Raw genomic sequence first — 24,011 nt, forward strand, 5'->3', positions numbered from 1 at the left:
TTACCATAACCCGTTTATTGAGGTACGTATGTTTAAAGGTGGTATGGAAAATTTAATGGGCCAGCTCCAACAGGCTCAGGAAAAACTGCAAGAACAAATGAAAAAAAACCAGCAAGAACTGGAACAACTGGAAATAAAAGGTGAGGCTGGTGCTGGAATGGTCGCTGTGGCGATGAATGGCCGTTACGATGTGCGCCGAGTATCGATTGACCCTAGTTTATTAAAAGAAGATAAGGAAATGCTTGAAGACCTCATTGCGGCTGCTGTAAATGATGCTGTTCGTAAAGTAGAAGCAGAAAGCCAAAAACGTATGGGGAGTTTAACGGATGGGCTGGGATTAAACATTCCAGGCGGCTTTAAGCCTTTTTAATGAGCATTTCGCGTATTGACTGAGCGTTGCTTGTCATTAGCGCTTTGGCTTGTGGAGTTAAAGATGGCTTTTAGTCCTCTGATTAAACAATTAATTGAAGCACTTCAGTGTTTACCTGGTATTGGACCAAAGTCCGCCCAGCGTATGGCACTTCACCTGCTGGAGCGTGACCGAAAAGGTGCAGAAAGAATTGTCGCTAGCCTTGCTACTGCCTTGAGTGAGGTAGGCCATTGTCGCTCATGTCGAACATTGACAGAGCTGGACTACTGTTCAATTTGTGCTGATCCCAAGCGTGAAAAAAGCATTTTGTGTGTGGTTGAAAGTCCTGCTGATATGTTGGCTATTGAGCAGGCAGGAGGGTATCGGGGGCATTATTTTATTCTGCAGGGGCACCTTTCTCCTATTGATGGTATTGGGCCAGAAGAAATCGGTGTTGATGACTTGTTAGCTCAGTTGCAGCAACGTGCTGTGGAAGAAATGATATTAGCCACTAACCCTACAGTAGAAGGGGAAGCAACAGCTCACTTTATTGCACAACAAGCTATTGCGCTGGGTGTTAAAGTGACTCGAATAGCGCACGGGGTGCCTGTAGGGGGAGAGCTTGAATACGTTGACGGTGGCACTCTGCTACATGCTTTTGCTGGGCGCAAACAAATGGGATTGGGTGAATGACAACAGACTGCCCAGTACATTGGGTTGATACTCCTATAGCGCTGGAAGCAATGGTTGCAGACTGTTTAAGCGCTGAAGTCATTGCGTTGGATACTGAGTTTGAACGTAGTCATACTTTTTTTGCTCAACCATGTCTTATCCAGCTTTGTGATGGAAAGAAGGTATATTTACTCGACCCTATAGCTATACCTGATTTAACTCCTTTGGGTGCCTTATTAGCTGAGCCTGGAATTACCAAAGTATTGCATGCGTGTTCTGAAGACCTTCAGTTGTTACAGCGTACAGTAAAGCGGTTACCCCAGCCGCTTTTTGATACTCAGTTAGCTGCAGCGCTTGCAGGGCTGGGTAATAGTGTGGGCTATCAACGGCTGGTGGCTGAAGTATTGGATAAGTCTCTGGGTAAAGCAGAGACACGATCAAACTGGCAAGACCGCCCGCTTTCATCAGCACAATTACAGTATGCGGTAGATGATGTATGGTATTTACATCAGTTGTATTATGCTTTAGTTAAATTGCTAGCGGCTCAGGGGCGAACTCAGTGGGTACTGAACGATGGTGCAGCTCTTTGTGCTGAATATCAAGTTACTACGGATTTAACAAACTATTATCGTCAGATAAAGCAGGCATGGCGTTTATATCCAAGGGAGTTAGCAATATTACAAGCACTGGCCACTTGGCGTGAGCAGCAGTTATTAGCACGTGACATTCCTCGTAATCATTTATTGGGCGATCAATTATTGTGGCAAATTGCTCGCCGCAAGCCTCGTTATAAAGCACAACTTGCCACGATTAAAGGGATTAAATCCAGTGTCATTAAGCGAGATGGGGACACTATTTTAAACTGTGTTAGACAGGGAATGATCATAAAAGAAGAAAACCTGCCTGAGCGTCTTCCGAAACCACTTCCTCCTTCAAGTAAACGCTATGTTAAAAAAGGAAAGCAGTGGTTGGCAGTTAAAGCTGAAGCTTTACAAATTCCTGTCGAAGTATTAATGCCCAAAAAACCTTTTCAAGCGATAATCCGCTCTGGTTTATATGACAATGTATTTCGTTGGTCAATGGATGAAGATAATTGGCGATATCATTGTTTTGGCCAAGAACTGGTAGCTTATTTAAATGAGATAAAACAAGGTTTGGTATCGTGATTGCAGACAAAGTGGTTGTTGCTGTTTACAAAAGCAGTCGTAAAGATGAAACCTATCTTTATGTTAAAAAACAAGATGGTTTAAATAAAATACCTGAGTCATTATTAACTGTTTTTGGTGAGCCTCAACCTGTTATGACGTTGGTATTGCATTCAGAGAAAAAGCTTGCACGCGTTACGGCAGATCAGGTGTTAGATGCAATCACTGAGCAAGGTTTTTATCTGCAAATGCCACCTCCTAAAGAAGAGTATTTAGTGGCATTGCCTGATGAGCTACTGTGTTTTAATGATCCGGAATAAGTATAAGTTATGAGTGATATAGTCATTCCATTTTGGCAACAAAAATCATTAAAGCAGTTTTCCAAAGCTGAGTGGGAATCCGTATGTGATGGCTGTGGGCTATGTTGCTTACACAAGCTGGAAGACGAAGATGATGGGCAGGTGTATTACACTCAAATTGCGTGTCGATTATTGGACGATGATAGTTGTCGTTGCCAAGAATATGAGCATCGTACCCAACATATTCCAGAGTGTACTGTTCTCTCACCAGAGTACATAGAAGAGTTTCACTGGTTGCCGCCAACTTGCGCGTACCGTCTATTGGCTGAAGGCAAGCCTTTACCAGGCTGGCATCCATTAGTTACTGGTCAAGCAGACAGTGTTCATGAGGAAGGTGTTTCAGTCAGGGGTAAAACACTTTGTGAAACGCAGGTAGCTGAGGAGGATTGGCAAGAATACTTAATTCGTTGGGTAGACTCTTGAAGGATATACGCCTCACGTATACCCTTCACGAAGTATTTCTAGGCTTTGTTATCTTCTCTCCTCACCCCAATCACCTATTAATATAGGCTCATGGGGCTTCGTTACTCAATGGCCGCACCTAAAAACCATTCGTATTGGGTATATTATTCTTGATATTGTTAGAAATGCTGCCGGAAAATGGAAAAGCTGTTTAGTCCGGCAACAGTAGAATTATTTTAAGTCTTGTACATAAAACAGTTTAATAGTAATTGACTGAGGCTGTGTTTGTACTTGAGCCTGTAGCCAGTCCTGTAGTCAATGTTTCGTCACATTTTCTGAACTGAATACCATACTGCTGGGTTAATTTACCATCAATAGTGTCTGTCGTGATTAAGCCTCTGGCATTAACATTACCATTATTACTTAATCGCAGTTCCGTTGTAACAACCACTGGCTCCTTGGCACCACAGCTTGACCAAACAAATCGTCTCACACCTAAACGGTCACTAATTAAGTAGTCATCATCATAAGGACCTTGAAAATCTCTTTTAAACCGTGCTTCTTTCGGATAGCCAGCAAAAAAGTAACGAGATTGTTGAAGTGCAGTGACACCTTCATCAAGGGCTGCATAGCCACGATAATTTACATCAACAATAGTAAACGATAAACCATTTGGGATATTCAGCTGTGCAGTGAGCGTGCAGTTTTTACGACTTTCTCTTCTCGGAATATTGGGGCCTACCTCAGCAATATAAGCATCAAATCCTAGTACAAATGATTTTCCGTCAGGGGCAACTATGGCCGATACGGTACCTGATGGGCATCCCGTTCCAGAATTTTTAACGAGGTTAATAGAGACTGGAATAATATCACTGGCAAATAGTGAGGTTGCAAAGGCAAAAAGTGGTAATGTAAAACTTGTTTTACAAAGAGTTTTTGTTGGGTTTTGCATGGTCATCATTCCTTGATGTGAGTTTTAATAAATCTTTATCGTAATGGTATTGCTATGATAAAGATAAGCCTGGTTAAAACTTTTTTTTTCGTGGCTTTGGATGATGAATTATAAAAAAGCCTTAGCGGGTTTAAATGAGAATAAATTAGTATTACTTGTAATAATGTGTTTGCAGGTGATGTTAATGAGCTTATATCAAAAAAAGTATAAATACTAAACGATTGTGGTTAATTTTATGTGGCTTTTATATAGCTAGTTATGGGGTGTGCTATTTGAGATTATAGCTGTTTGTAAGATGTGTTAGCTTTTTTAATTTATTGCTTTTTTTTGAATATCTTTCTTCTTTAAGAAGATTTATGATTTATGTAGACCTGTTTGTAATAAGCTTAATAATTTAAGTGGCTAATAGTGTTTAGGGTATCATAATGCCTTGTATACAATTTATGTTGATATTAGCTGTTATTGGTGTGCTGCTAAATAACGTTGTTTTTGCCTATGAGGTGAAAATTTGTGATGATGAGGTTGAATACCCACCTTATTCATATTATGAAAGAGTTAATAACGTACCTTCAAAAAAAGTGAAAGGTATTACTAAAGATACGTTAACGGCGATATTTGCCTCCCTAGACTTTACCTATCAAATTGATCATATACCCTGGAAGCGATGTCTGTTTGAAGTTGAAAATTATGATAAAAGAAAGCGTTATGAAATGTTCTCAACTGGGTCATATACTGTAGAAAGAGCTGATAAATATTATATAACATCACCATTTACTGAAGTTTATCCTGGTGTTTTTTACTCGATAGGGCAATATCCCAAAGGTATTGAAGTGAATAAAGTGAGAGATCTTGCTCAGTTTGACTCAGTTTGTGGTGTTTTGGGGTATAGTTATAAAGAGTATGGATTAACTCAAGAGTCTAAATTTGTACGGGTTTCATCCATAATTTCAGGTTTTAAAATGCTAGAAGTAAGTCGTTGCCAAATTATGCCATTAGCTATTCAGGCTGGTTATGGTTTAAAGCTTATTGAAAAAGGAAAAGTACCGGAGGTAATTAGAGCGTCACGTATTAAAAGCATTAAGCCTGAAACGCTGCATCTATTTATTTCAAAGAGATCACCGATGGCTTTTGAACTGTACACTAAGATAAATAATCAATTGTTGCTTTTAAAAAAAACAGGCGTGTTAGATGAAATTGATGAGAAGTATAGGAAACTTTATAATAAGTAAGCAATCAAGGTTATGTTTTTAGTTTAATTTGATGGTAAATGTAGTGTATATCACTGACGTTGAGAATGGTCTCCTAAGTAGTCTGAAAGAATCTTGTCAATGGTTCCATCATTAAGCATTCCTTGATGTACTTTATCGAATTTTTTAACAAGCGATTTAGCTTTGCCAAATTTTGAAAAGCCCATATAACTAGGAATACGTTCAAGATCAACCAACAAAGATAACTCGTTACTTTGTTTTAGACGTTTCAGCAGGTGAGCGACTACATTTCGGTCATCCACCAATATCTGACAACGGTTATGTAGTATTTTTTGAATATTCTGCAAGGAAGAGTTAGCAAGATCAACATAAGGAAGTGTTCCATTTAATTCAGCTTGGTCGAAAACAGGGCCTGAACTGTAACCTCTTACTCGGCAAAAGCGGTAATCACCCAAAAGAGCCAAATCACCATCATATTGGATAGCGTCACTAGCACGAATAAAGAGTGATTTATATTCATAGGTTAACGGCTTAGTGGAGTACTCTGTAAAATAAATTCGATCTTCTGTGATAAACATAGGAAACAACCCATCGCCTTTGCCCGTTTTCATCTCATGTAGTGACCTGGCCCAGGGTTGAACTACAAGTTCATAGTCTTGCTGTAATCTGTCCATAGCTTCTTTGACAATATCGACAACAAACCCCTTAACTTGACCTGACTCGACATAAGCGTAGGGCGGAAAAGACAAGGTTAATATCCGAATATTATCTGCATGCAGGCAAGACGATATAATAAGTAAGTATATTATGATGAAACGTTTTAAAAACATCATACTGTCCACTAAGTTTCATACACTCATTAGTATAGAACTTAAGTAAGCATGGTATGGGTAAGTTTGCTCACTCATTTTTTGAAGCTGAAAAGAATACTTATGGCCCGGAAAATATCAGTAAAAAGTAATTTATTGTGATTGTGCTGTACAAGGAAAAGATATGTCTTGTCTATGAGTATTATTTCAAATAAATGGTGAAAATATGTAAAAGGAGTCACTTCTGATGCCCCCCTTATTGATTAGCTCTTAAGAGCATCTATCTCTCGCTCACGTATAATTAAAACTACTCATTTTTATAAGTTTTTTCGTTAAGTCTCTGTCAGGGCATTTCTTCTTTTCGTGTTGAAGGAAATTGCGCTTGGTTGATGTTACGTATATTGATAGCATAGCTGCATTTAGATGGACATATGTTGTATAGCTTACGTTGTTGGTTCAGTGATTAAGCGTATTATTCAGGTTAAATGAATGAGTTTAGAGCCTAATTTATAACTCGTGTTTTCCGGGTAGAAAATCGCTAGAACTGGGTAATGCGTAGGCTGAAGTTGTTATAAGCTGAGTATGGATTGACGATGAACGATGAAGTATTTATGAGCCGAGCTTTGGCGTTAGCTAGCCAAGGACTGTGGTCTACCTCACCGAACCCGAGAGTGGGTTGTGTATTTGTGAAACAGGGTAAAGTCATTGCTGAAGGATTTCATCAGCGCGCAGGAGGGCCACATGCTGAAGTTGCAGCGATTAATCAGACTAAAGATAGTTTAACGGGTGCTACTGCTTATGTGACATTAGAACCATGCTCGCACTTTGGGCGAACACCACCTTGTTGCCAGACATTGGCTAAGCTGAATTTAGAACGTGTTGTTGTGGCAATGACTGATCCAAATCCGCTGGTATCAGGACGAGGCCTTTCAGTACTTAAGCAAGCAGGATTTCAAGTTGATGTAGGGATATTGGAAGAAGAGGCTTTACAGCTTAATCGTGGTTATATTAAACGAATGAAACAACAGGGACCTTGGCTGTTTGGTAAGGTTGCGATAAGTATTGATGGTGGGATGGCACTCGCGTCTGGTGAAAGTAAATGGATTACGGGTGATAAAGCACGTCAGGATGTTATGACACTTCGAGCGCAAAGCTGTGCCATTCTTACTGGTGTAAAAACGGTTATTCAGGATAACCCCCTCTTAAATGTGCGCTTAGATCATTTGGATAAAATACCAAAACCTATGGTGCGTCAGCCAGACCTGATTATTTTAGATACCCGCCTTTCTCTGCCACTAGATGCTAGATTACTCACAACCCTAGACAGTAGAAATATAGTAGTGATTGTTGGTGAAGGACTGGCTGATAAAAAAAGGCAACAACAGTTGTCTTCGATGGGGGTAGAAGTCATTACACTGCCAGTGAGTACAGAAGGGGTTGATCTAAATGTATTGCAGCAATGGTTAAAAACAACGGAGTATAATGAGGTAATGGTTGAGTCTGGGCCTACCTTAATGAGTCAGTTCTTGCAGCATCATTTGTTGGATGAGCTGGTTGTTTACCAGGCTCCAATGCTTATGGGGAAAGGCTCGCAAATGCTTTATCAGGTGCAGACTACAAAACTGACAGAGGCTGCTCGGTTTACACTGATAGATAGTCAGGTTATCGGGAATGACATTAGAAGTCGTTATCAGAGGAAAGCAGAGCCTGAGCTGCAACCATAATAACACATATTCGACGTACGTGACCTTGTCTTAGCGTTGTCATACCATGCATCGAAATATCATGATGTATGCAATAGCTCTGAGGGGACTACCCTTTAACACAGGAGGCTTTTATGTTTACGGGTATCATTCAATCTGTGGCGACAATTAGATGTATTCACGATCACGACAGTATTCGTACATTTGAAATTGAATTCCCTGAGGGGTTTTGTAAGAACCTTACAATAGGCGCCAGCATTGCAGTTGATGGTGTATGTTTAACGGTTACTGAAATACTGACTGAAACGGTGGTGAAGTTCGATGTCATATTACAAAGCTTATTAATTACTACTCTGGCTGAACATGAAAAGGGCGATCGGGTTAATGTTGAACGAGCTGCAAAAGAAGGGGCAGAGATAGGCGGTCATCCTTTATCTGGTCATGTAGATTTTCGAACAGCTATTCTAGAAATTAGTGAAATGGAAGGCAACTGTCGTATTCGGTTTGACCTGCCTGAGTCATGGCGTAAATATATTTTCCCCAAAGGCTATATTGCAATTAATGGGGCCAGTTTGACAGTATCAGAAGTTGATAAGGAAAAGGGCTATTTCGAGGTTTGGTTAATTCCTGAAACCCGCCGTATGACAACTTTTGAGGAAAAGCGTACCGGTGATAATGTCAATATTGAGATAGAGCGTGGAACTCAGGTTGTTGTTGATACAATACAAACTACATTAGAAGATAGTTTAGGTAAGCTGTATCCAGTATTGGAACAGTTGCTTAAGGAAAAAGGTATAGATTTACAAGCACTGACAACTTCAAAGCTGGCTTTATTGCAGGGTAAAAAAATGGAGGATTAGTAAAAATAAGTTATTATTTTAAATGTATGGTATTCAAACATCGTTTTCATATGCGCTGTTGTTGGTGATAACCTAGGCGTACTGCAAACCTGTACAAATATGCCCTCAGCTCAAATGATCCAATTATAGCGGGGGTAATTATACGCTACAGACCGTACCGTGACTTTATAGGCTGATTTCTTTTTGGTATTCAATACAGTCTATTTGTTGGCCATTTACGAAAGCTTTATTGAATATAAGCCTTTTTTTGTAGAATCCATTTTTTATTAACACAATTTGGGAGGGTTTGTTTGCTGTTGAAGCTAATGCGATAATATACTTTACGCCATTTTGTGGTGCTAATGTGAGTATCTGCTTAACAGCATAAGATGCCACACCACGGTTGATATTATTCTTTCCTACACGATAACCAAGATATGCACTGTCTGTTTGACGACAGATTTTGTGTAAATTGATCCGACCAATGATGTCATTATCATCATTCAAAATAAGTAGCGGTAAGCGCTGTCCTTTATGGTACTGTGTAAGGAAGTCTGCTATGTGTTGTTGGATGCCCCTTGGACTATAAAATGTGGGTTCTCTTGCTTCAATATAGGACTCAAACCATGCTTTGTTTTTAAGTTCAAACATCAGTAAAGCCTTATCGTCTTTTTTGTCTAACAAGCGTAGCTGCATAAGATAACTCCTTGTGTAATCATGACATATTGGTAATATGCAATTAACTGATAGCTATGTAAACCGTTAATTGTGTTTCACAAGCAGGCTTTCTGGGAAGGTTTTATGGTGCATTTGAGAAAAATTATAAATACTTGGGATAATAGTGCTCCAGTAAAAGGCTTTTAAAATAAAACTATACCCAATACGAATGTTTTTTAGGTGCGGCCATCGAGTAACGAGACCCCATGAGCCTATAAATAATAGGTGATTGGGGCGAGGAATGAAGATAACAAAACCTAGAAATCATTCGTGAAGGGTATATATGTGGTTGTCCTGATATTATAAGCCACCAAGTCCGTAAATAATTAAGCCCACTCCAAAAGAAAATTGAATAAGTATAATGCTCCAAAATATAAGTGGGTTTTTATCGCGAGAAATATCTAGGTAATCTAAAGGGTTGATATAATCAAATAGGCCAGACATGTCCGTTTTTTCTTCTTTTACCTCCCAAAAGGTTAAAAGTAATACTACGATACCTAAAAAAATTAGTAGACCACTCATTTATACTGCCTTTTTTAATAACTTTGTACTCAAGTTTAAACCCAAATCTGTCATAAGAGTAGTTTGTGGTGGAAAGAGACTGTGCCGATTCCAGAATAGCTAACCTGCTTTTTGTTATTTTTTAAGCACGTCTCCAGGGGAGGAATTACGGCATGTTCGATGGGGGTTATGCAGGAGCATTTAACTGCCACCCCAGTCACTTATTAATATAACCGCCCAGCAGCGCTGTTATATCAATTAAAGTGGCTACCGCAAGTTTCACAGCAGTAAACTTGCCCAGGGGCTTCATCGCTTGACGGCACAGCTAGCACCATTAAAAAACTGTTGATGCTATCGCTAGTCTTAACAGACCAGACTAGCCCCACTAAAAATCCTTCGTTTTGGGTATATAATCGCAATGAGAAGTTGTTGGGATGCATGATTACGGATAGAGGAGCGAAACCAGGTTACAATATATACTTCACCCTAGTCACTTATTAAGATAAGTTTGAAGAAAATAGTTTAATGAAGTTGGTTACAGGGAAAAATGACCCTGCAACCAAAGCCTGTTAACAGACAGTCATAAATATTAAAATGGCTTTAATTAATAAGGCAGTCTTTCAATATGAGTAATACACGCTGGCTCATTTAGGGGCTTATAGATCGTAACCATTGCTGGGACCGTGGGGGCACCTGGATAAACGGGTGTTGCATTACAGAAAAACGCATAATTGACACCTGAAACCACTTGAGATGCGACTGCTACTGGTTGATATTTCACACCAGTGAAATGCTCCATAGCTTCGCTGAAAGCAACCTGAGCTTCTTTATCAATATTCGATGAAAAAGGTCCATATGCGCCAACTAGTTGGTTGGTATTAGCCATTTCTTTCTCCTTAAAGAAAAATATTATTAAGTTGTGAATCGCTGAATACTATACCCGCAGCGAATTATTTTTAGGAACGGCCGTCAATAGCGATGATTACGATGCCCTTTAGGGTGCAACAAACTCTTAAAATCATTCGTATTGGGTATATCATCAAGTAATTAGCTAAAATACTTGATGATGTAGAAATATAATATATATCTTTTGTACACTAAAAATACGTTACAGATATATAATTTTATTTATACTAACTTTTATTGCTGCTGTTCAACCACAACATAGGTGTAAGCAATACCTACGGGAGAACCGGCAGCGATAAAACCTGAGTCAACAACTTTTGCCGAAATATGCCCTGCAAATTTAGTATAAAGCTGGTTTACCGCATTGCTAAAAGCTAAATCAAGATTGCTTTGGTTATAGGCGTATCCCACTACCTGATTTTCATTTAAAGCTTTAACCGATGCTGGAACAGCTTGTGTTTCATTATTAGAAAGTAAGTGTGTTACTTTATATTTAGTAATACCTACAGATGTTTGGATTGCAATTTCTTGTAAATCTGGGTTTACACCTTCAAAGCTGTTTTTTGCAGTATAGGGGAAGTAACCTATAGCGGTTGTTGTATGAGCTACCACTTTAAATACAGGTATTTTAGAATTAAGGTCAACAGCAACGACATGTGCGCCAGTTATTCCCTCAGCATACCCTTCAGCAGTTATGGTTAATACGGGGTTACCATGTTGAAGTGCTAAAACCAGCTCAAATTCAGTTGCGGTTACTTTGGTCGGAGAAAGTACCACTTCTGTTGAATGCGCTTGAACGGCCATTTCATTATCCTTTGAAAATGGAAATAATTATCTGGTGAGTGATTTGGGTAAAGGATTGTTCGTGAAGTAATTAGCTATACACCACAACAACTGCTGTAGGTAGCACATTCCAAAATGAATAGCTTATTACTTGGAAAGTGCACCATATATAACCTGAAAATCAGCTCAGTATCAGCTTAGTCAAAGCCTCATACTCCTACCACTGCTGCGGTATTAAACCTTAGTGATGATTTTTTTAAACATTGATGTACTTATTGGACCTATTGGATCTATCAGTATTAAAAAAACAACAGTAAACACCTTTTTGTGCGCTTGATAGGTTTATAGGAATGACAACGCTCACGGAAAGAATAAACCGATTTGACCCTACTAATAGCCCTCTCTAGACTTCAGAAAGATTGAACTTAAATATTTTATTGGGAGCTGTTATGTTCAGTTATCGTCATATTAAACGCGTTGTGGCACTGTTTTTATCTGCTTGGCTGGTTATATTTGGTTTTCAAGCTAGCTTAGTTCAGGCTGCAATGGTTGCTACTGATAATGTCATTAGTACAGAGCAGCATCAAGTAGATAAAGAAGCATTAAAGGCAATGCTGGCTGAGCAAGCTGTCAAAGATAAGCTTGCTAGCCTTGGTGTTGATGAAGCCGATGTGGAAAAACGTATCGACTCTCTAACCCCAAGTGAATTAGCGCAGTTTAATGCTCAAATGGAAGAAATGCCGGCTGGTAGTGGTGTTGCTGAAGTTGTTGTGTTATTTCTTGTAGTGTTCGTGATTACTGATATGTTGTGTGCAACCGATATCTTCTCATTTGTACGTTGCATTAACTAAAAGCTACCTTTTGAAATACACCCTCTTTGCAGGGTAATACTAATGTTGAAGATTTTTTCATTGGTTGAATATGAGTTTTAGACGTTATGCCCAGCTTTGGCTGGGCATTATTTATTTGAGTGTACTTTCAGGTTGTACCACAAATCCTGTGCTTCATCAGCTGGATACACTGGATGAAACAGGTTTTCAGCCTACGGAGTTGAGTCAAGTTCCTTTCTTCCCTCAAGAAGAGTTTCAATGTGGACCTGCTGCCTTGGCGACAGTACTAGCTTATTGGCAAGTGCCTGTCACACCTGATGATTTAGTTGCTAAAGTCTATGTGCCTGAAAAACAAGGCAGCTTTCAAATTGAAATGGTCGCGACTGCACGTCAGTATGGCATGATTGTTTATCCTGTTAAGAGAGATTTTCAAGATTTATTACAAGAGATAGAGCAAGGATTTCCAGTATTAGTCTTTCTTAATCTAGGGCTTGACTGGTATCCACAATGGCACTTTGCGGTTGTCGTTGGATATGATTTAGAACAGCGAGAATTAATTCTCCGCTCTGGAACAGAAAAACGCTACCGGATGCCGTTTGAGGCTTTTGCAAATACTTGGGCGCGAGGTCAATACTGGGCACGAGTCATCTTACCCCCAAATAAATTACCTGTGTCTGCTCAGCCACTCACTTATTTACGAACAGCACAGCAATTAGAAGAGGTCGGTCAGCAACAGGCTGCTGCTCAGGCCTATCAAACAGCCCTCACAGCATGGCCTGAACATCCAGTTGCATTGTTTGCCATGGGAAACTTGCAGTTTGCAGCAAAAAAATACCCACAAGCAGCAGGTTACTTTAAACAGCTCGTGTCGACTAAACCTAGTCATAGTCAGGGCTGGAATAACCTGGCCTATACCTTGAAAGCGCTTAACTGTCCCGTTCAGGCTTATAAAGCCGTACGTTGTGCCTATGCGCTCGCTCCAGAAGACACGAATATTCAAAGCTCGTGGCAAGAACTACAGATTAAAGGCAAGCAGCCAAAGACAAAAAACACTTTAACCAAAAATAAGAAGACAATATGTGCCGTTCCCCAGTGCCCTGTGTTACCTGATTAATTGAAAGTGGCTACCAAAAAGGTGGAACACACATTAGCTAGGGCCTTATGAGTCTGTAGCCTTCGCGAAGGTTAATAGGTGCCAGTAAATACAACACCTGGCACCTATTACTGAGTGTTAGCGTTATGTCTTTCTATTCAAGCTGTAAGGTTTTTAAAATAAATGCTTGTTCAAAAGCCATTTCTTGAAGTGCTTCGTAACGGCCTGAAGCCCCTCCATGCCCCGCGGCAAAGCTGGTTTTAAAAATAATCGGTTGGTCTCCCGTATTATGGTAGCGCAATGCTGCAACCCATTTAGCAGGCTCCCAAATATGCACGCGTGTGTCATGAAATCCTGCTTGTACTAATAAGGTCGGATAAGCTTGTGGTTTAATATTTTCGTAAGGGGCATACGACTTTATACGTTGATAAACTTCTGGCGAGGCTGGATTTCCCCACTCATCGTATTCCGCAATAGTGAGTGGCAGAGACTCATCTAGCATAGTGTTTAAGCAATCAACAAAAGGCACATCCATAATGGCGCCTTTGAAGTATTGAGGGGCATTATTCAGTGCATAGCCAATTACCATGCCACCGGCACTACGACCAACTATCATTAACTGTTGCGGGTCGGTATAACGAGCTTTGAATAAATGCTCAACACATAGCATGAAGTCTGTAAATGTATTTAATTTATGCTGTTGCTTACCTTGACGATACCAGTGTTCACCACAGTCACCACCACCACGTACATGGGCAAACCCGATTAACATTCCCCGGTCAAGCAGGTTGAGTCGTGATATTGAAAACTCTGGATCCAAACTATGACCATAAGCGCCATAGACTTGTAAAAGTATGGGAGCAGGATGCTCCCAGGTCTGTTGTTTACCAATGAGTGTGAGAGGGATTTGCTCTCCATCTTCAGTGGTAATATAGTCACGCTGGCATCGGTAGTGCTCTGGATGGTAACCACCTTTAACCTCTTGGGTTTTGATACACGTTCTGTGAAGTGTATTAAGGTCAATATCCAAAACTTGTTCAGGCTGTATAAATGTTTCGTAGTGAATACGCAGGTGTTGTGTATCAACACACACATTATCACCAAAACTAATTTGGGCAATGGGGTCAGTAAAGGTTACAGGTATAAGTTTGTCATCATGCCAAATTGAGAGCTGAAGCAGATCTTTGGTTCTAGATAGAAGTGCAATGTGGTGGCGAAAAACCAAGTAATCTTCTAGGGTAGTATCCGCCTTAGGGGGAATAAGCGGTTGCCAATGAGCTGGCTGGGGGGATTCGCAGTCAGCTCTGACGAGGCGATAATTTTCATGTTGGTCATTGGTCAAAATAATAAGTTGTAGGCCATTGTGATCAACATAGTACTCATGATCAGGCTGACGAGGTGCAATACAGCATAGTTGCTGATTAAACTGTTTGGAATTATGAAAGCTGTCAGCGGGAAGAAAAAAGACTTCAGTTGACTCTTGACTAGAGGTTTCAATAAAAATCAGTTGATCTGACTGGCTGCGATAAACAGAGACATAAAACTGCTCATCATCTTCCGTAAACAGCAGTGGATCATCAGCCATGTTGCTACCAAGACTATGATAGAACAGCTGGTCAGTACGGTGCAGGTGATTAAGAGTTGTATAGTAAAACCCTTTGGCATCCATGGTCCAAGTAACATCACCTGAAGTATGGCTGTGTGGCAGGGTTATCTCTTCTTGGGTTGAGAGATTTTTAATAATTAGCTGATACTGTTCATCACCTGCAGTATCAATACTGTATACCAGGAACTTGTGATCAGGACTGATCGCTAAACCGCCAATTTCACAGTAGTCATATGATGCGGCGACCTGATTGCCGTCTAGTAATAATTCTGGTGGCTGTTGCTTATACTGTCGGTAATAAAAGGGATACTCAGAACCTTGTCGGCTTTCACTGTAATATTGATAAGGACCCCATGTGTACGCAGCAGAGCGGTCATTTTCAACAATACGCGCTAAGCTTTGCTGGTAAATTAACGTTTGTAATGCTTCGCTATCGGCCATTTGGAAGGCTGCATAATCGTTTTCTGCATTCAGGTAGGCTTGGGTATCAGGCAATGACGTTTGTTTTAACCAATGGTAAGGGTCAAAGCGGGGGTCAGTTGAGTGTGTATGGAAATAATCTTCACGTTTAGCTTGGGGGGGAATAATCTGTTGTCTGGTTTGCACTTACAGGCTCCGTTCCGCCATAAAGGCTGACTTACTCTTGAGATTAAACTAGTATAGGGCTTTTGTTGTTTGGCTTGTTGATACTGACACTATGGATGCAACCCACTATTTATACGCTTGGATGATCTACCTAGCCAGCGCGGCCGGCTGTTTTTTGGTCTGGTACCGTATGACGCGTATCTGTTGGCGATGGCTACGTTGGTTTTTACGAGGATTTGCATTAGTTTTGCTGTTTACTCCTTGGTATGTCAATGTTGAGCAGGATTATTTAGGTCCCGCCTTTCTTATTGCTGGGTTTGATGGTTTAACGCTTGGCTTAGAGGCTATCATGAGGGCAGGTCATGTACTGCTCGCGGCTCTGGCAGTAATGATTGTACTGTGGGTTTTAGCATTGGTGTTAATTCCTGCGCCAGCTGTTCGTCCTAAAAAGAAACCTAAAGGCAAAGTAGCGCCTGAGTCACGTCCCAAAAAGCGTGCAAAACAGGTAGCTAATAATGATGATGAGCGAATTACACCAACGTTATAAATAAACACTACTCGCTTCTGACCAGCCCCATACTTTACTTGTAGAGTTCACTGTAAAGTACAAAAATACATAGCACATTAATATACGGCACATTGGACTGTGCCTCTCACCTTAATAAACTGAATCCCTACCCATTTTGATTACCTCTTGTGTACTACAGCGACGCTGTCCAAGCATCGCTAGTTGTCAGTAACTGTGTTATGTTTGGAAAGAGCAGGGCGTGTTGATGTGTTAGGGATGAATACCCTTTATGATGGGTATTGAGATAGGATATTAATACGCAAAAAGGAAATAAACACGCTACTCTTTCTTAGTAAATTATTGTTCTTAGTAAATTATTGGTTTTTATACAAAGTAGCAAGGTGAGCTACAGCCTCAACTGAACTCCCATGGACCAGATTAAACAACAATAGGGATGTAATATGGAAAGTCATATTTTATTGCTGGCCGTCGTAATGCTAATGGCAGGCATATTTGGGGGCCTGGTCAACTATTATTTGTATCAGCGGCAAGGTTATGATTTAACTCACTTACTGCGCTGTATCATTCTTGGTATTGGTGCTTCTTTCCTGGTCCCTGTGGTGTTGGATTTATTATCCAGCTCATTGGTTATTGATAGTCAAAATGATCCATCTCGCTTATTAATTTTTACTGGCTTTTGTTTAATCGCTGCAATTTGCTCACGATTTGTCAGCACATCTCATACTGAGCGCTTGCTGGCGGAAGCACGGTTAGCACAACAACAGGTGACGTCTATTCAGCATGAGTTTCGTCGCTTGCAAGAAGAAGTTGTGCCTTTACTTGAGTTAGAAATAGAACAGGAACATCAAGGTGATAATGAGGGACCTATTTCAGAAGAGTTTGAGCTGGACATGACCGCAAGTAAAGTACTTAAAACACTTAATAGCGGTCAGTATATCTTCCGATCGTTAGCAGGGCTGTGCCGAGATGCCGAGCTAGATGAAGTCAACTTGGAAAAAACATTGCACGTGTTAGCAAGCCGGGGCCTTGCAGGAAAAATTACCAGTAAAGTGGGGCAGCGTTGGTTTGTTACGGAAAGAGGACGGCGTTTATTACTTCAACAATAAATATCATGAAGCTTATTGTTAATGTGAAATATTCCAAGGCTCACTTGATATTACGGGGGGTGAGCTTTTGGACTATGGTTATGTTGTTTTTGGGGTATATTGGTATTGGCTACACCAAGGAGGCCGATGTTAGGCTACTGATTGACACCTCTGGCAGTATGAAAGTCAATGATCCCAAAAACTTAAGAGAACCTGCAGTCAATTTGTTGATAAGGCTTTTACCTGATGACAGCAAGTTGGGTATTTGGACTTTTGACCAATCAGTTAAAGCACTTGCGGTTTACGATTTAATTGACAATAACTGGCGTGAACAAGCCATTAATAATAGTAAGCAAATTAGTTCAAAAGGATTATTTACAGATATAGGGAAGGCATTGGAGGTCGCAACGTTTGATAGCCATCGTCAAGGTAATATGGCCCGGCATATTATTTTATTAACCGATGGTATGGTTGATGTTGCAAAAGACCCTATTAAAAATGTTGAAGCTCGCCAACACCTTTTAAATGATCAACTCCCTCGCTTGAAGCAGAATGGTTATGTCATACACACTATAGCCCTTTCAGATAAAGCCGATCATGAGCTTTTACAACAGTTAGCGATTAATACGGACGGCTTGTCTTCAACGGCAAACTCAGCGGAAGAATTAAGCAAACTGTTTTTAAAAGCATTGGAGCAAGCTGATCAGGCACCTAAGGTGCCTTTGCAAGCAAATCGTTTTCTGATTGATTCCCAGGTTGAAGAATTTACCTTGTTGGTTTTTAAAAAAAAATCAGATGAAGTGGTTCAGTTGTCTTCACCAGATGGTAAAACCTATAAGCAAGGGAGCCAGGCTAAGGACTTACGCTGGTTCAATACACCACATTATGATTTGATTACCGTCGATCAACCATACGAAGGGGAGTGGCAGCTGCAGGCAGAGACAGACCCCAATAACCGAGTAACGATTGTCAGTAATTTACAAATGAAGTTTTCTGGTGTGCCAAGCAATTTATTTCAAGGACAGCAAGCAGAAGCACGAATTTGGTTTGAACAAAATACAAAGCGACTGGTGAACGAAGAATTATTTCAAATAATGAAGCTAACATTAACGCTTAGCCAGGAAGAAAATACAGTTGCTGAAGAGGTTTTTTACACGGCAAAAATGGCTCAAGATGATCAGGGTGCTTTTACACTCAAGGTTCCAGAAATGAGGGCTGTCGGTGAATATACCCTAACTATTAAAGCTGATGGCAAAACATTTTTACGGCAAGTGTCTAAGGCGCTTTCTGTTCGAGAGCCACTTGTTGTATCTCATGAACGTATAACAAAAGAAGACCAAGAAATAGATGTTATTCTGGTAAAACCACAGAGTTTATTTTTGGATACGGAAGCAACGGTCATCAAAGCAACCATAGCACCGCCTGTTGGTAAACCTTCTAGTCTAGTTATTCCCCTGCAGGAAGATAAGAAAAGCTGGCTTTTATCAATTACACCACAGCAACATGGCATATATCGTGTGGCGTTTGGCGTAAATGCAAAAGATAATAATGGCAATGACATTCCAGTAAAACTGGAACCACTGGTTTTTAAATTTCCTGAAAACTTTAACCCTGGGGTTAGTGAGCAAGAAGAACAGCCCACGCCAACTACAGAAGAAAAGATAACTGATGAAGCTGTTGATGAAAAAGAAAAGGAAAGCGACAGTAGCTGGCTATTATATGGGGGCTTGATTCTTGGAAATATTTTATTAGCAGGGGGATTATATTGGGCTTATAGGAGGTTTTTTTCTGATACCCCTCCTACGGATGATAAGTCAGCTGAGTCGAAAGAAGATGTTGATGATGCTGATAATATAGATCTTAATGAAGAAGATGATATTGACCTGGATATGCCTCTGGATAAGCTTGATGACAATGCTGATGAAAGTGGAGCTGATAAAGCGAGTGATAAGAAAAATAAGCAAGAAAAAGTAGATGTGGGCAAAAAAAACGATAGCGCATCAGACTCCAAACCTGAGACTTGATATTTATACATCGCTTTACTCAAAATACGGCACTTAGTGCACGTTTCCAGGAAAAGGTGGTATTTATTAGTAAAACATCATAGTTTCATTTCTGAAGTTACGCCACAATGTGATGAGGAGTATATGAGGACTAATAGTTTTTAGGAGTAAGGTTAGGAATATGTGCGAGCTCCTTGGGATGAGCGCGAATGTGCCAACGGATATTTGTTTTAGTTTTACCGGTTTAATGCAGCGAGGTGGAGGTACAGGACCACATAAAGATGGTTGGGGTATCGCTTTTTATGAGGGGCGTGCGGTTCGAGAATTCCGCGATACCAGGCCCAGTGTGGGTTCTGAAATAGCGCGCTTGGTTAAAGGCTACCCCATCAAAAGTCACATTGTCATTAGTCATATTCGCCGTGCAAATGCAGGGCGCGTCTGTTTAGAAAATACCCACCCATTCACCCGCGAGCTATGGGGTAGACAGTGGACCTTTGCTCATAATGGTCAGTTGCCAGGTATTAAGAAAGCATTGACGTTAGACTTTTATCAACCCATTGGTACCACGGATAGTGAGTTTGCTTTTTGCTGGATGTTAAGTGAGATACGCCGGCGTTTTACCAAGCAGCCTCGGAGACCTCAAACACTGTGGCGAGAGCTAAATGAGTTATGTACTGCGATAAAGGAATTTGGCGTTTTCAACTTGTTGATGAGTGACTCAAAGTACTTGTACTGCTTTTGCAGTACAAAATTGTTTTGGGTTACGCGAAAGGCACCTTTTAATAGAGCGGTATTAAAGGATGCTGAGGTCGAAGTCGATTTTAAGCATGAAACGACACCTGATGATATTGTGACAGTCATTGCCACAGAACCTTTAACGGCAAATGAGCAGTGGCATCAAATGCAGGCTGGCCAAATGTGTGTTTTTCGCCATGGTTTGATTTGTTGTTAATCGGGGAAGTGACCCAACTGACCGTTAAGATAATATGTCAGTTGGGCCATGTTTCAGTGACTTTTTGAATTATGTGAGGCGCAGGCTATCAAGGTATCAGCTCTTTTTCTGTAAAAACACCCTCAAATAAAGCTGTTGAAAGATAACGCTCACCAGAGTCAGGCAAAATCACAACAATATGTTTATCTTCATTACCTGCCCAGCTCGCAACCTTGAGTGCTGCGGCCATGGCTGCACCACAAGATATGCCAACTAAAATACCTTCTTCACGCATTAGGCGATGTGCCATCTGAATAGCGTCTTCCGCGCTTACCTGAACCACATGGTCAATCATGTTTAAATCGAGGTTTTTGGGGACAAAGCCTGCACCAATGCCTTGTATTTTATGTGGTGCAGGAGCGAGCTCCTGATTATTGATGGTTTGGGTTATGACGGGTGACTCTTCAGGTTCTACGGCAATACTTTGAATAGCCTTACCCTGGGTTTCTTTAATATAGCGAGAAACGCCCGTGATGGTGCCACCTGTACCAACACCTGATACCAGAATATCAACCAAACCATCGGTATCTCGCCAAATTTCAGGGCCTGTGGTACTTTCATGTATGGCCGGGTTTGCGGGGTTTTCAAACTGCTGTGGCATGAAGTAATGTTCAGGGTTAGAAGCGGCAATTTCTTCGGCTTTAGCGATGGCACCTTTCATACCTTTAGCAGGTTCAGTAAGGATAAGATTTGCACCTAGTGCCGCGAGCACTTTTCGGCGCTCTAAGCTCATACTGGCCGGCATTGTTAATGTGAGGCTATAGCCCCTTGCGGCAGCAACAAACGCGAGAGCGATGCCGGTATTACCACTGGTAGGCTCAATGATTTCCATACCAGGTTTTAAAACACCTTCTTGCTCGGCAGCCCAAATCATGCTGGCGCCAATACGACATTTGACTGAGTAGGCAGGGTTGCGTCCCTCAATTTTTCCATAAATATGGTATTTAGGAGACAGTTTGTGTAGACGCACCAACGGGGTATTACCAATTGAAAACGAGTTATCACTATATATGTTCACACGTAATATCCTTGCCTGATTGTTTTACAGGACCTAGTACAAAATAAACTTACAAATAACATAGCATGATGTTTTAAGTCGCAGTGTTGCGCTGTTGCATAAAGACTATTGCACAAAGGAATAAGCCCACGACAGTAATTCTGTTGGTTATAAGCTTATCGGGAATTGAGGGTTATGAAAAATATTTTTGCGGAATATGCTTGTAATCACCCGTTAGTTGCAGTGTAACATAGTTGGATTCATACCCCTGTGTAGTGGTCAGCTCTCTTACAGGCTTGAAGCTTTGAGATGCCTTCAAAAATAGGGTAATAGCTAAAAGGAGGAAGCAAGCGATGTCAGTCAATAAGTCACATGATGCCTATCAACCCTTTACCAGCACATCTGAGTATATTGCAAGCCCTGAATTAAAAATGGCAGTGAATGCGGCAATAAAGCTGGCTCGTCCACTTTTGATTAAAGGTGAACCTGGTACAGGAAAAACCCTGCTTGCAGATCAGGTAGCCAAGCACCTGGGACTGCCATTGATTCAATGGCATATCAAGTCGACGACGAAAGCTCAGCAAGGACTTTATGAATATGATGCGGTTTCTCGGCTAAGGGATTCTCAGCTAGGGGATGAGAAAGTGCATGATATCAGTAACTATATTGTGCCAGGTAAGCTATGGCAGGCTTTTACCCATGAGCAGCAAACGGTATTACTGATCGATGAAATTGACAAAGCGGATATTGAGTTTCCAAACGATTTATTACTGGAATTGGATCGCATGGAGTTTTATGTGTATGAAACCCAGCAACTGATTAAAGCCAAGCAACGGCCTATTGTTATTATCACCAGTAATAATGAAAAAGAATTACCGGATGCTTTTTTGCGGCGCTGTTTTTTCCACTATATTCAATTTCCTGATGAAGCCGCTATGCGCGATATTATTGCGGTTCACTTTCCAGATATTGCCCCCAAGCTGGTTAAAGAAGCCTTGGAAATATTTTTTGATATTCGTAATGTCCCAGGGTTAAAGAAAAAACCTTCTACGTCAGAATTAATCGATTGGATTAAATTGCTGTTGGCGGATGAAGTTCCGCTATCTGTATTGAGGGAAAAAGATAACTCAAAAGCTGTACCTCCTCTGTATGGTGCTTTAGTAAAAAATGAGCAGGATTTGCATTTGCTGGAGCGTTTAGCCTTTATGGCACGGCGGCGTTAGGCGTTACTAAGCGTTAATAGTAGGGAGGTAATTATGCTGGTTCGCTTTTTTTTAACACTGAAGTCAGCACAAATTCCTGTTTCAATTCGAGAATTACTGGATTTACTCACAGCGCTGGAAACACAACTGGTGTTTGCTAGTTTGGATGACTTTTATTACTTAGCAAGAACCTGTTTGATTAAAGATGAGCGCTTTTTTGATCGCTATGATCAAGCATTCAGCCAATTTTTCACTGGAATTGCGGCATTGGACGATGTACTAGCAACACTGATTCCTGAAGACTGGTTACGTAAAGAGTTTATACGACAGCTTACTCCTGAGGAAAAGCAGCAAATAGAAGCTTTAGGTGGACTGGAAAAATTACTTGAGACATTCAAAAAGCGTTTACAAGAACAACAGTCACGCCATCAGGGAGGAAATCGCTGGATTGGTACGGGAGGAACATCACCATTTGGGGCTTATGGCTATAATCCGGAAGGCATCAGGATTGGCCAGCATGAGTCGCGCCAGCAGCGGGCGGTGAAAGTTTGGGATCAGCGCCAGTTTCGTAATTTGGATGGTGATGTAGAAATTGGGACGCGCAATATTAAGTTAGCACTTAGACACTTGCGTAAGTTTGCTCGCACAGGTGCTTCAGAGCATTTAGATCTTGAAGATACCATAAGCTCAACGGCTAAGAATGCTGGTTTGTTGGATGTGCGTATGCAGCCAGAGCGGCACAATGCCGTTAAAGTGCTACTTTTTATGGATATTGGTGGCACCATGGATGCTCATGTTCAGGTATGTGAAGAGCTATTCACTGCGGCACGCAGTGAGTTTAAACACTTAGTCCTTTACTATTTCCATAATTTTATTTATGAGTCTGTTTGGCAAAATAATTTACGGCGACAAAGTGAGCGTATTCCAACCTGGGATATTTTGCATCGATATGGAGAAGACTATAAGGTGATTTTTGTCGGGGATGCCACAATGTCACCCTATGAGATTAGTTATCCTGGTGGCAGTGTTGAGCACTGGAATGAAGAGCCTGGATCCGCTTGGATGCAACGCTTTATGCAAACTTATTCAAGGGTTGTTTGGCTGAACCCTTATCCAGAAGCTAACTGGTCATATACCCCTTCTACTATCATGATTCAGCAGTTAGTGAAGGCGCAAATGTACCCTCTAACATTGCAAGGGTTAGAGGGGGCAATGAAATACCTACGACGTTAGAGGTGATTTACGTTAAGGATACCTCTGGCAGGTGAGGGGCTGGGTGCGTTGCAGCTGTTTCTGGCGCCATGACCTCTGCCTCGCCAGATACTACCTCTTTGCCAGCCTGATTAGTAACACTACAGCTCAAAACAACGCGCCGCTTTCGGTCATGTTTTTCTTTAACGGTGAGTGTTACGGTCAGGGTGTCACCGACAAATACTGGACGAACAAAGCGTAAACTTTGACCAAGGTAAATACTCCCTGGACCTGGAAGTTTTGTCGCTAGGGCTGCAGATATGAGTCCAGCAGACCACATACCATGAGCGATACATTGTTTAAACGGCGTTGCTTCTGCGTAATCTTTATCTAAATGGACTGGGTTGATATCACCTGAGGTATGAGCAAAAAGAACTATATCTTGCTCTGTCAGCGTTTTACTGAAGGTGGCTTGTTGACCGATGGTGAGGTCACTGAATGGAATACTTTGAAGCGTGGTCATGTTTTTTCGTCAAAATTAACTGTGAGCTGGC

The 24,011-nt window shown here is 41.0% G+C and carries 25 protein-coding genes; 16 read left to right on the forward strand and 9 right to left on the reverse strand.

Annotated features, from left to right (window positions below; translation table 11 throughout):
* Window positions 1-28 precede the first annotated feature (28 nt).
* From KHS79_RS12845 to KHS79_RS12865, 5 genes are all read left to right on the forward strand, one after another.
* Window positions 29-370, forward strand: a complete 342-nt coding sequence (locus tag KHS79_RS12845; RefSeq protein ID WP_027709656.1) for a YbaB/EbfC family nucleoid-associated protein — start codon at window positions 29-31, stop codon at window positions 368-370.
* A 63-nt stretch (window positions 371-433) separates the two neighbouring features.
* Window positions 434-1,042 (forward strand): recombination mediator RecR, encoded by a 609-nt coding sequence (gene recR / locus KHS79_RS12850; RefSeq protein ID WP_027709655.1) that lies wholly within the window; start codon window positions 434-436, stop codon window positions 1,040-1,042.
* On the forward strand, window positions 1,039-2,187 hold the full coding sequence (gene rnd, locus KHS79_RS12855; RefSeq protein ID WP_212719560.1) for a ribonuclease D: 1,149 nt from the start codon (window positions 1,039-1,041) through the stop codon (window positions 2,185-2,187). Before recR ends, rnd begins: the two co-directional genes overlap by 4 nt.
* On the forward strand, window positions 2,184-2,486 hold the full coding sequence (locus KHS79_RS12860) for a YcgL domain-containing protein (RefSeq protein ID WP_325167614.1): 303 nt from the start codon (window positions 2,184-2,186) through the stop codon (window positions 2,484-2,486). The genes rnd and KHS79_RS12860 overlap by 4 nt, the downstream gene beginning before the upstream one ends.
* 9 nt (window positions 2,487-2,495) lie before the next feature.
* Window positions 2,496-2,948, forward strand: coding sequence for a YcgN family cysteine cluster protein (locus tag KHS79_RS12865; RefSeq protein WP_027709652.1), 453 nt, complete (start codon window positions 2,496-2,498; stop codon window positions 2,946-2,948).
* A 238-nt stretch (window positions 2,949-3,186) separates the two neighbouring features.
* Here KHS79_RS12865 and KHS79_RS12870 read toward each other — a convergent pair whose 3' ends face one another.
* Window positions 3,187-3,879: a DUF4360 domain-containing protein gene (locus tag KHS79_RS12870; RefSeq protein ID WP_212719562.1), complete on the reverse strand. Its 693-nt coding sequence runs from the start codon at window positions 3,877-3,879 to the stop codon at window positions 3,187-3,189.
* Window positions 3,880-4,304: 425 nt separating this feature from the next.
* On the opposite strand from KHS79_RS12870, the gene KHS79_RS12875 reads away from it, so the two are divergent.
* Complete coding sequence (locus KHS79_RS12875; RefSeq protein ID WP_212719564.1) at window positions 4,305-5,108, forward strand: substrate-binding periplasmic protein; 804 nt, start codon at window positions 4,305-4,307, stop codon at window positions 5,106-5,108.
* Window positions 5,109-5,158: 50 nt separating this feature from the next.
* Here KHS79_RS12875 and KHS79_RS12880 read toward each other — a convergent pair whose 3' ends face one another.
* Window positions 5,159-5,920: a substrate-binding periplasmic protein gene (locus KHS79_RS12880; RefSeq protein WP_212719566.1), complete on the reverse strand. Its 762-nt coding sequence runs from the start codon at window positions 5,918-5,920 to the stop codon at window positions 5,159-5,161.
* Window positions 5,921-6,489: 569 nt separating this feature from the next.
* On the opposite strand from KHS79_RS12880, the gene ribD reads away from it, so the two are divergent.
* Both ribD and KHS79_RS12890 read left to right on the forward strand, forming a co-directional pair.
* Window positions 6,490-7,620, forward strand: coding sequence for a bifunctional diaminohydroxyphosphoribosylaminopyrimidine deaminase/5-amino-6-(5-phosphoribosylamino)uracil reductase RibD (ribD, locus tag KHS79_RS12885; RefSeq protein WP_212719568.1), 1,131 nt, complete (start codon window positions 6,490-6,492; stop codon window positions 7,618-7,620).
* Window positions 7,621-7,733: 113 nt separating this feature from the next.
* Complete coding sequence (locus tag KHS79_RS12890) at window positions 7,734-8,459, forward strand: riboflavin synthase subunit alpha (protein WP_212719570.1); 726 nt, start codon at window positions 7,734-7,736, stop codon at window positions 8,457-8,459.
* Window positions 8,460-8,624: 165 nt separating this feature from the next.
* Here KHS79_RS12890 and KHS79_RS12895 read toward each other — a convergent pair whose 3' ends face one another.
* The 4 genes from KHS79_RS12895 to KHS79_RS12910 all read right to left on the reverse strand — a co-directional run bounded on the left by KHS79_RS12895 (window position 8,625) and on the right by KHS79_RS12910 (window position 11,366).
* On the reverse strand, window positions 8,625-9,134 hold the full coding sequence (locus tag KHS79_RS12895) for a GNAT family N-acetyltransferase (protein WP_212719572.1): 510 nt from the start codon (window positions 9,132-9,134) through the stop codon (window positions 8,625-8,627).
* 321 nt (window positions 9,135-9,455) lie between these two features.
* The gene (locus KHS79_RS12900; RefSeq protein ID WP_212719574.1) at window positions 9,456-9,677 is read right to left on the reverse strand and encodes a hypothetical protein; all 222 of its coding nucleotides are present in this window, start codon (window positions 9,675-9,677) and stop codon (window positions 9,456-9,458) included.
* Between the two features lie 583 nt (window positions 9,678-10,260).
* A complete protein-coding gene (locus tag KHS79_RS12905) occupies window positions 10,261-10,542 on the reverse strand; it encodes a hypothetical protein (protein WP_027707927.1) in 282 nt (93 codons plus the stop codon).
* Between the two features lie 254 nt (window positions 10,543-10,796).
* Window positions 10,797-11,366 carry a hypothetical protein gene (locus KHS79_RS12910; RefSeq protein WP_094786818.1) on the reverse strand — a complete coding sequence of 190 codons (570 nt, stop codon included), beginning with the start codon at window positions 11,364-11,366 and terminating at the stop codon, window positions 10,797-10,799.
* A gap of 428 nt (window positions 11,367-11,794) precedes the next feature.
* On the opposite strand from KHS79_RS12910, the gene KHS79_RS12915 reads away from it, so the two are divergent.
* Both KHS79_RS12915 and KHS79_RS12920 read left to right on the forward strand, forming a co-directional pair.
* On the forward strand, window positions 11,795-12,196 hold the full coding sequence (locus KHS79_RS12915) for a PA2779 family protein (protein WP_094786819.1): 402 nt from the start codon (window positions 11,795-11,797) through the stop codon (window positions 12,194-12,196).
* 70 nt (window positions 12,197-12,266) lie between these two features.
* Window positions 12,267-13,289: a PA2778 family cysteine peptidase gene (locus tag KHS79_RS12920; RefSeq protein ID WP_212719577.1), complete on the forward strand. Its 1,023-nt coding sequence runs from the start codon at window positions 12,267-12,269 to the stop codon at window positions 13,287-13,289.
* Between the two features lie 133 nt (window positions 13,290-13,422).
* Here KHS79_RS12920 and KHS79_RS26285 read toward each other — a convergent pair whose 3' ends face one another.
* Window positions 13,423-15,480: a S9 family peptidase gene (locus KHS79_RS26285; RefSeq protein WP_212719581.1), complete on the reverse strand. Its 2,058-nt coding sequence runs from the start codon at window positions 15,478-15,480 to the stop codon at window positions 13,423-13,425.
* 91 nt (window positions 15,481-15,571) lie between these two features.
* Here KHS79_RS26285 and KHS79_RS12930 point away from each other — a divergent pair, with 91 nt between their 5' ends.
* The 4 genes from KHS79_RS12930 to KHS79_RS12945 all read left to right on the forward strand — a co-directional run bounded on the left by KHS79_RS12930 (window position 15,572) and on the right by KHS79_RS12945 (window position 20,028).
* Window positions 15,572-16,006 (forward strand): hypothetical protein, encoded by a 435-nt coding sequence (locus KHS79_RS12930; protein ID WP_094786822.1) that lies wholly within the window; start codon window positions 15,572-15,574, stop codon window positions 16,004-16,006.
* A gap of 422 nt (window positions 16,007-16,428) precedes the next feature.
* Complete coding sequence (locus KHS79_RS12935) at window positions 16,429-17,094, forward strand: YEATS-associated helix-containing protein (RefSeq protein ID WP_212719584.1); 666 nt, start codon at window positions 16,429-16,431, stop codon at window positions 17,092-17,094.
* A gap of 74 nt (window positions 17,095-17,168) precedes the next feature.
* Window positions 17,169-19,097, forward strand: a complete 1,929-nt coding sequence (locus KHS79_RS12940; RefSeq protein ID WP_212719586.1) for a VWA domain-containing protein — start codon at window positions 17,169-17,171, stop codon at window positions 19,095-19,097.
* Window positions 19,098-19,257: 160 nt separating this feature from the next.
* The gene (locus tag KHS79_RS12945) at window positions 19,258-20,028 is read left to right on the forward strand and encodes a class II glutamine amidotransferase (RefSeq protein ID WP_027707931.1); all 771 of its coding nucleotides are present in this window, start codon (window positions 19,258-19,260) and stop codon (window positions 20,026-20,028) included.
* Window positions 20,029-20,116: 88 nt separating this feature from the next.
* On the opposite strand, the gene cysK is transcribed toward KHS79_RS12945, so the two are convergent.
* Window positions 20,117-21,085: a cysteine synthase A gene (cysK, locus tag KHS79_RS12950; protein ID WP_212719589.1), complete on the reverse strand. Its 969-nt coding sequence runs from the start codon at window positions 21,083-21,085 to the stop codon at window positions 20,117-20,119.
* 332 nt (window positions 21,086-21,417) lie between these two features.
* Here cysK and KHS79_RS12955 point away from each other — a divergent pair, with 332 nt between their 5' ends.
* Window positions 21,418-22,287, forward strand: a complete 870-nt coding sequence (locus KHS79_RS12955) for an AAA family ATPase (RefSeq protein ID WP_212719591.1) — start codon at window positions 21,418-21,420, stop codon at window positions 22,285-22,287.
* A gap of 33 nt (window positions 22,288-22,320) precedes the next feature.
* A complete protein-coding gene (locus KHS79_RS12960; protein ID WP_212719592.1) occupies window positions 22,321-23,499 on the forward strand; it encodes a vWA domain-containing protein in 1,179 nt (392 codons plus the stop codon).
* A gap of 7 nt (window positions 23,500-23,506) precedes the next feature.
* Here the strand turns inward: KHS79_RS12960 and KHS79_RS12965 are convergent, their stop codons facing one another.
* Entirely contained in the window at window positions 23,507-23,980 is a 474-nt protein-coding gene (locus KHS79_RS12965; RefSeq protein WP_094786827.1) for a MaoC family dehydratase, read from the reverse strand.
* Window positions 23,981-24,011: the final 31 nt, after the last annotated feature.

It is taken from the genome of Zooshikella ganghwensis (assembly GCF_018263875.1).
Taxonomy (GTDB): Bacteria; Pseudomonadota; Gammaproteobacteria; order Pseudomonadales; family Zooshikellaceae; genus Zooshikella; species Zooshikella ganghwensis.

Coding starts and splice junctions, on each gene's coding strand:
- KHS79_RS12960 (WP_212719592.1), top strand. CDS start 22,321: ATGCTGGTTCGCTTTTTTTTAACACTGAAGTCAGCACAAATTCCTGTT.
- KHS79_RS12935 (WP_212719584.1), top strand. CDS start 16,429: ATGGAAAGTCATATTTTATTGCTGGCCGTCGTAATGCTAATGGCAGGC.
- KHS79_RS12870 (WP_212719562.1), bottom strand. CDS start 3,879: ATGCAAAACCCAACAAAAACTCTTTGTAAAACAAGTTTTACATTACCA.
- recR (WP_027709655.1), top strand. CDS start 434: ATGGCTTTTAGTCCTCTGATTAAACAATTAATTGAAGCACTTCAGTGT.
- KHS79_RS12940 (WP_212719586.1), top strand. CDS start 17,169: ATGGTTATGTTGTTTTTGGGGTATATTGGTATTGGCTACACCAAGGAG.
- rnd (WP_212719560.1), top strand. CDS start 1,039: ATGACAACAGACTGCCCAGTACATTGGGTTGATACTCCTATAGCGCTG.
- ribD (WP_212719568.1), top strand. CDS start 6,490: ATGAACGATGAAGTATTTATGAGCCGAGCTTTGGCGTTAGCTAGCCAA.
- KHS79_RS12910 (WP_094786818.1), bottom strand. CDS start 11,366: ATGGCCGTTCAAGCGCATTCAACAGAAGTGGTACTTTCTCCGACCAAA.
- KHS79_RS12965 (WP_094786827.1), bottom strand. CDS start 23,980: ATGACCACGCTTCAAAGTATTCCATTCAGTGACCTCACCATCGGTCAA.
- KHS79_RS12905 (WP_027707927.1), bottom strand. CDS start 10,542: ATGGCTAATACCAACCAACTAGTTGGCGCATATGGACCTTTTTCATCG.
- KHS79_RS12955 (WP_212719591.1), top strand. CDS start 21,418: ATGTCAGTCAATAAGTCACATGATGCCTATCAACCCTTTACCAGCACA.
- KHS79_RS12875 (WP_212719564.1), top strand. CDS start 4,305: ATGCCTTGTATACAATTTATGTTGATATTAGCTGTTATTGGTGTGCTG.
- KHS79_RS12915 (WP_094786819.1), top strand. CDS start 11,795: ATGTTCAGTTATCGTCATATTAAACGCGTTGTGGCACTGTTTTTATCT.
- KHS79_RS12895 (WP_212719572.1), bottom strand. CDS start 9,134: ATGCAGCTACGCTTGTTAGACAAAAAAGACGATAAGGCTTTACTGATG.
- KHS79_RS12845 (WP_027709656.1), top strand. CDS start 29: ATGTTTAAAGGTGGTATGGAAAATTTAATGGGCCAGCTCCAACAGGCT.
- KHS79_RS12920 (WP_212719577.1), top strand. CDS start 12,267: ATGAGTTTTAGACGTTATGCCCAGCTTTGGCTGGGCATTATTTATTTG.
- KHS79_RS12900 (WP_212719574.1), bottom strand. CDS start 9,677: ATGAGTGGTCTACTAATTTTTTTAGGTATCGTAGTATTACTTTTAACC.
- KHS79_RS12930 (WP_094786822.1), top strand. CDS start 15,572: ATGGATGCAACCCACTATTTATACGCTTGGATGATCTACCTAGCCAGC.
- KHS79_RS12865 (WP_027709652.1), top strand. CDS start 2,496: ATGAGTGATATAGTCATTCCATTTTGGCAACAAAAATCATTAAAGCAG.
- KHS79_RS12945 (WP_027707931.1), top strand. CDS start 19,258: ATGTGCGAGCTCCTTGGGATGAGCGCGAATGTGCCAACGGATATTTGT.
- KHS79_RS12880 (WP_212719566.1), bottom strand. CDS start 5,920: ATGATGTTTTTAAAACGTTTCATCATAATATACTTACTTATTATATCG.
- KHS79_RS12890 (WP_212719570.1), top strand. CDS start 7,734: ATGTTTACGGGTATCATTCAATCTGTGGCGACAATTAGATGTATTCAC.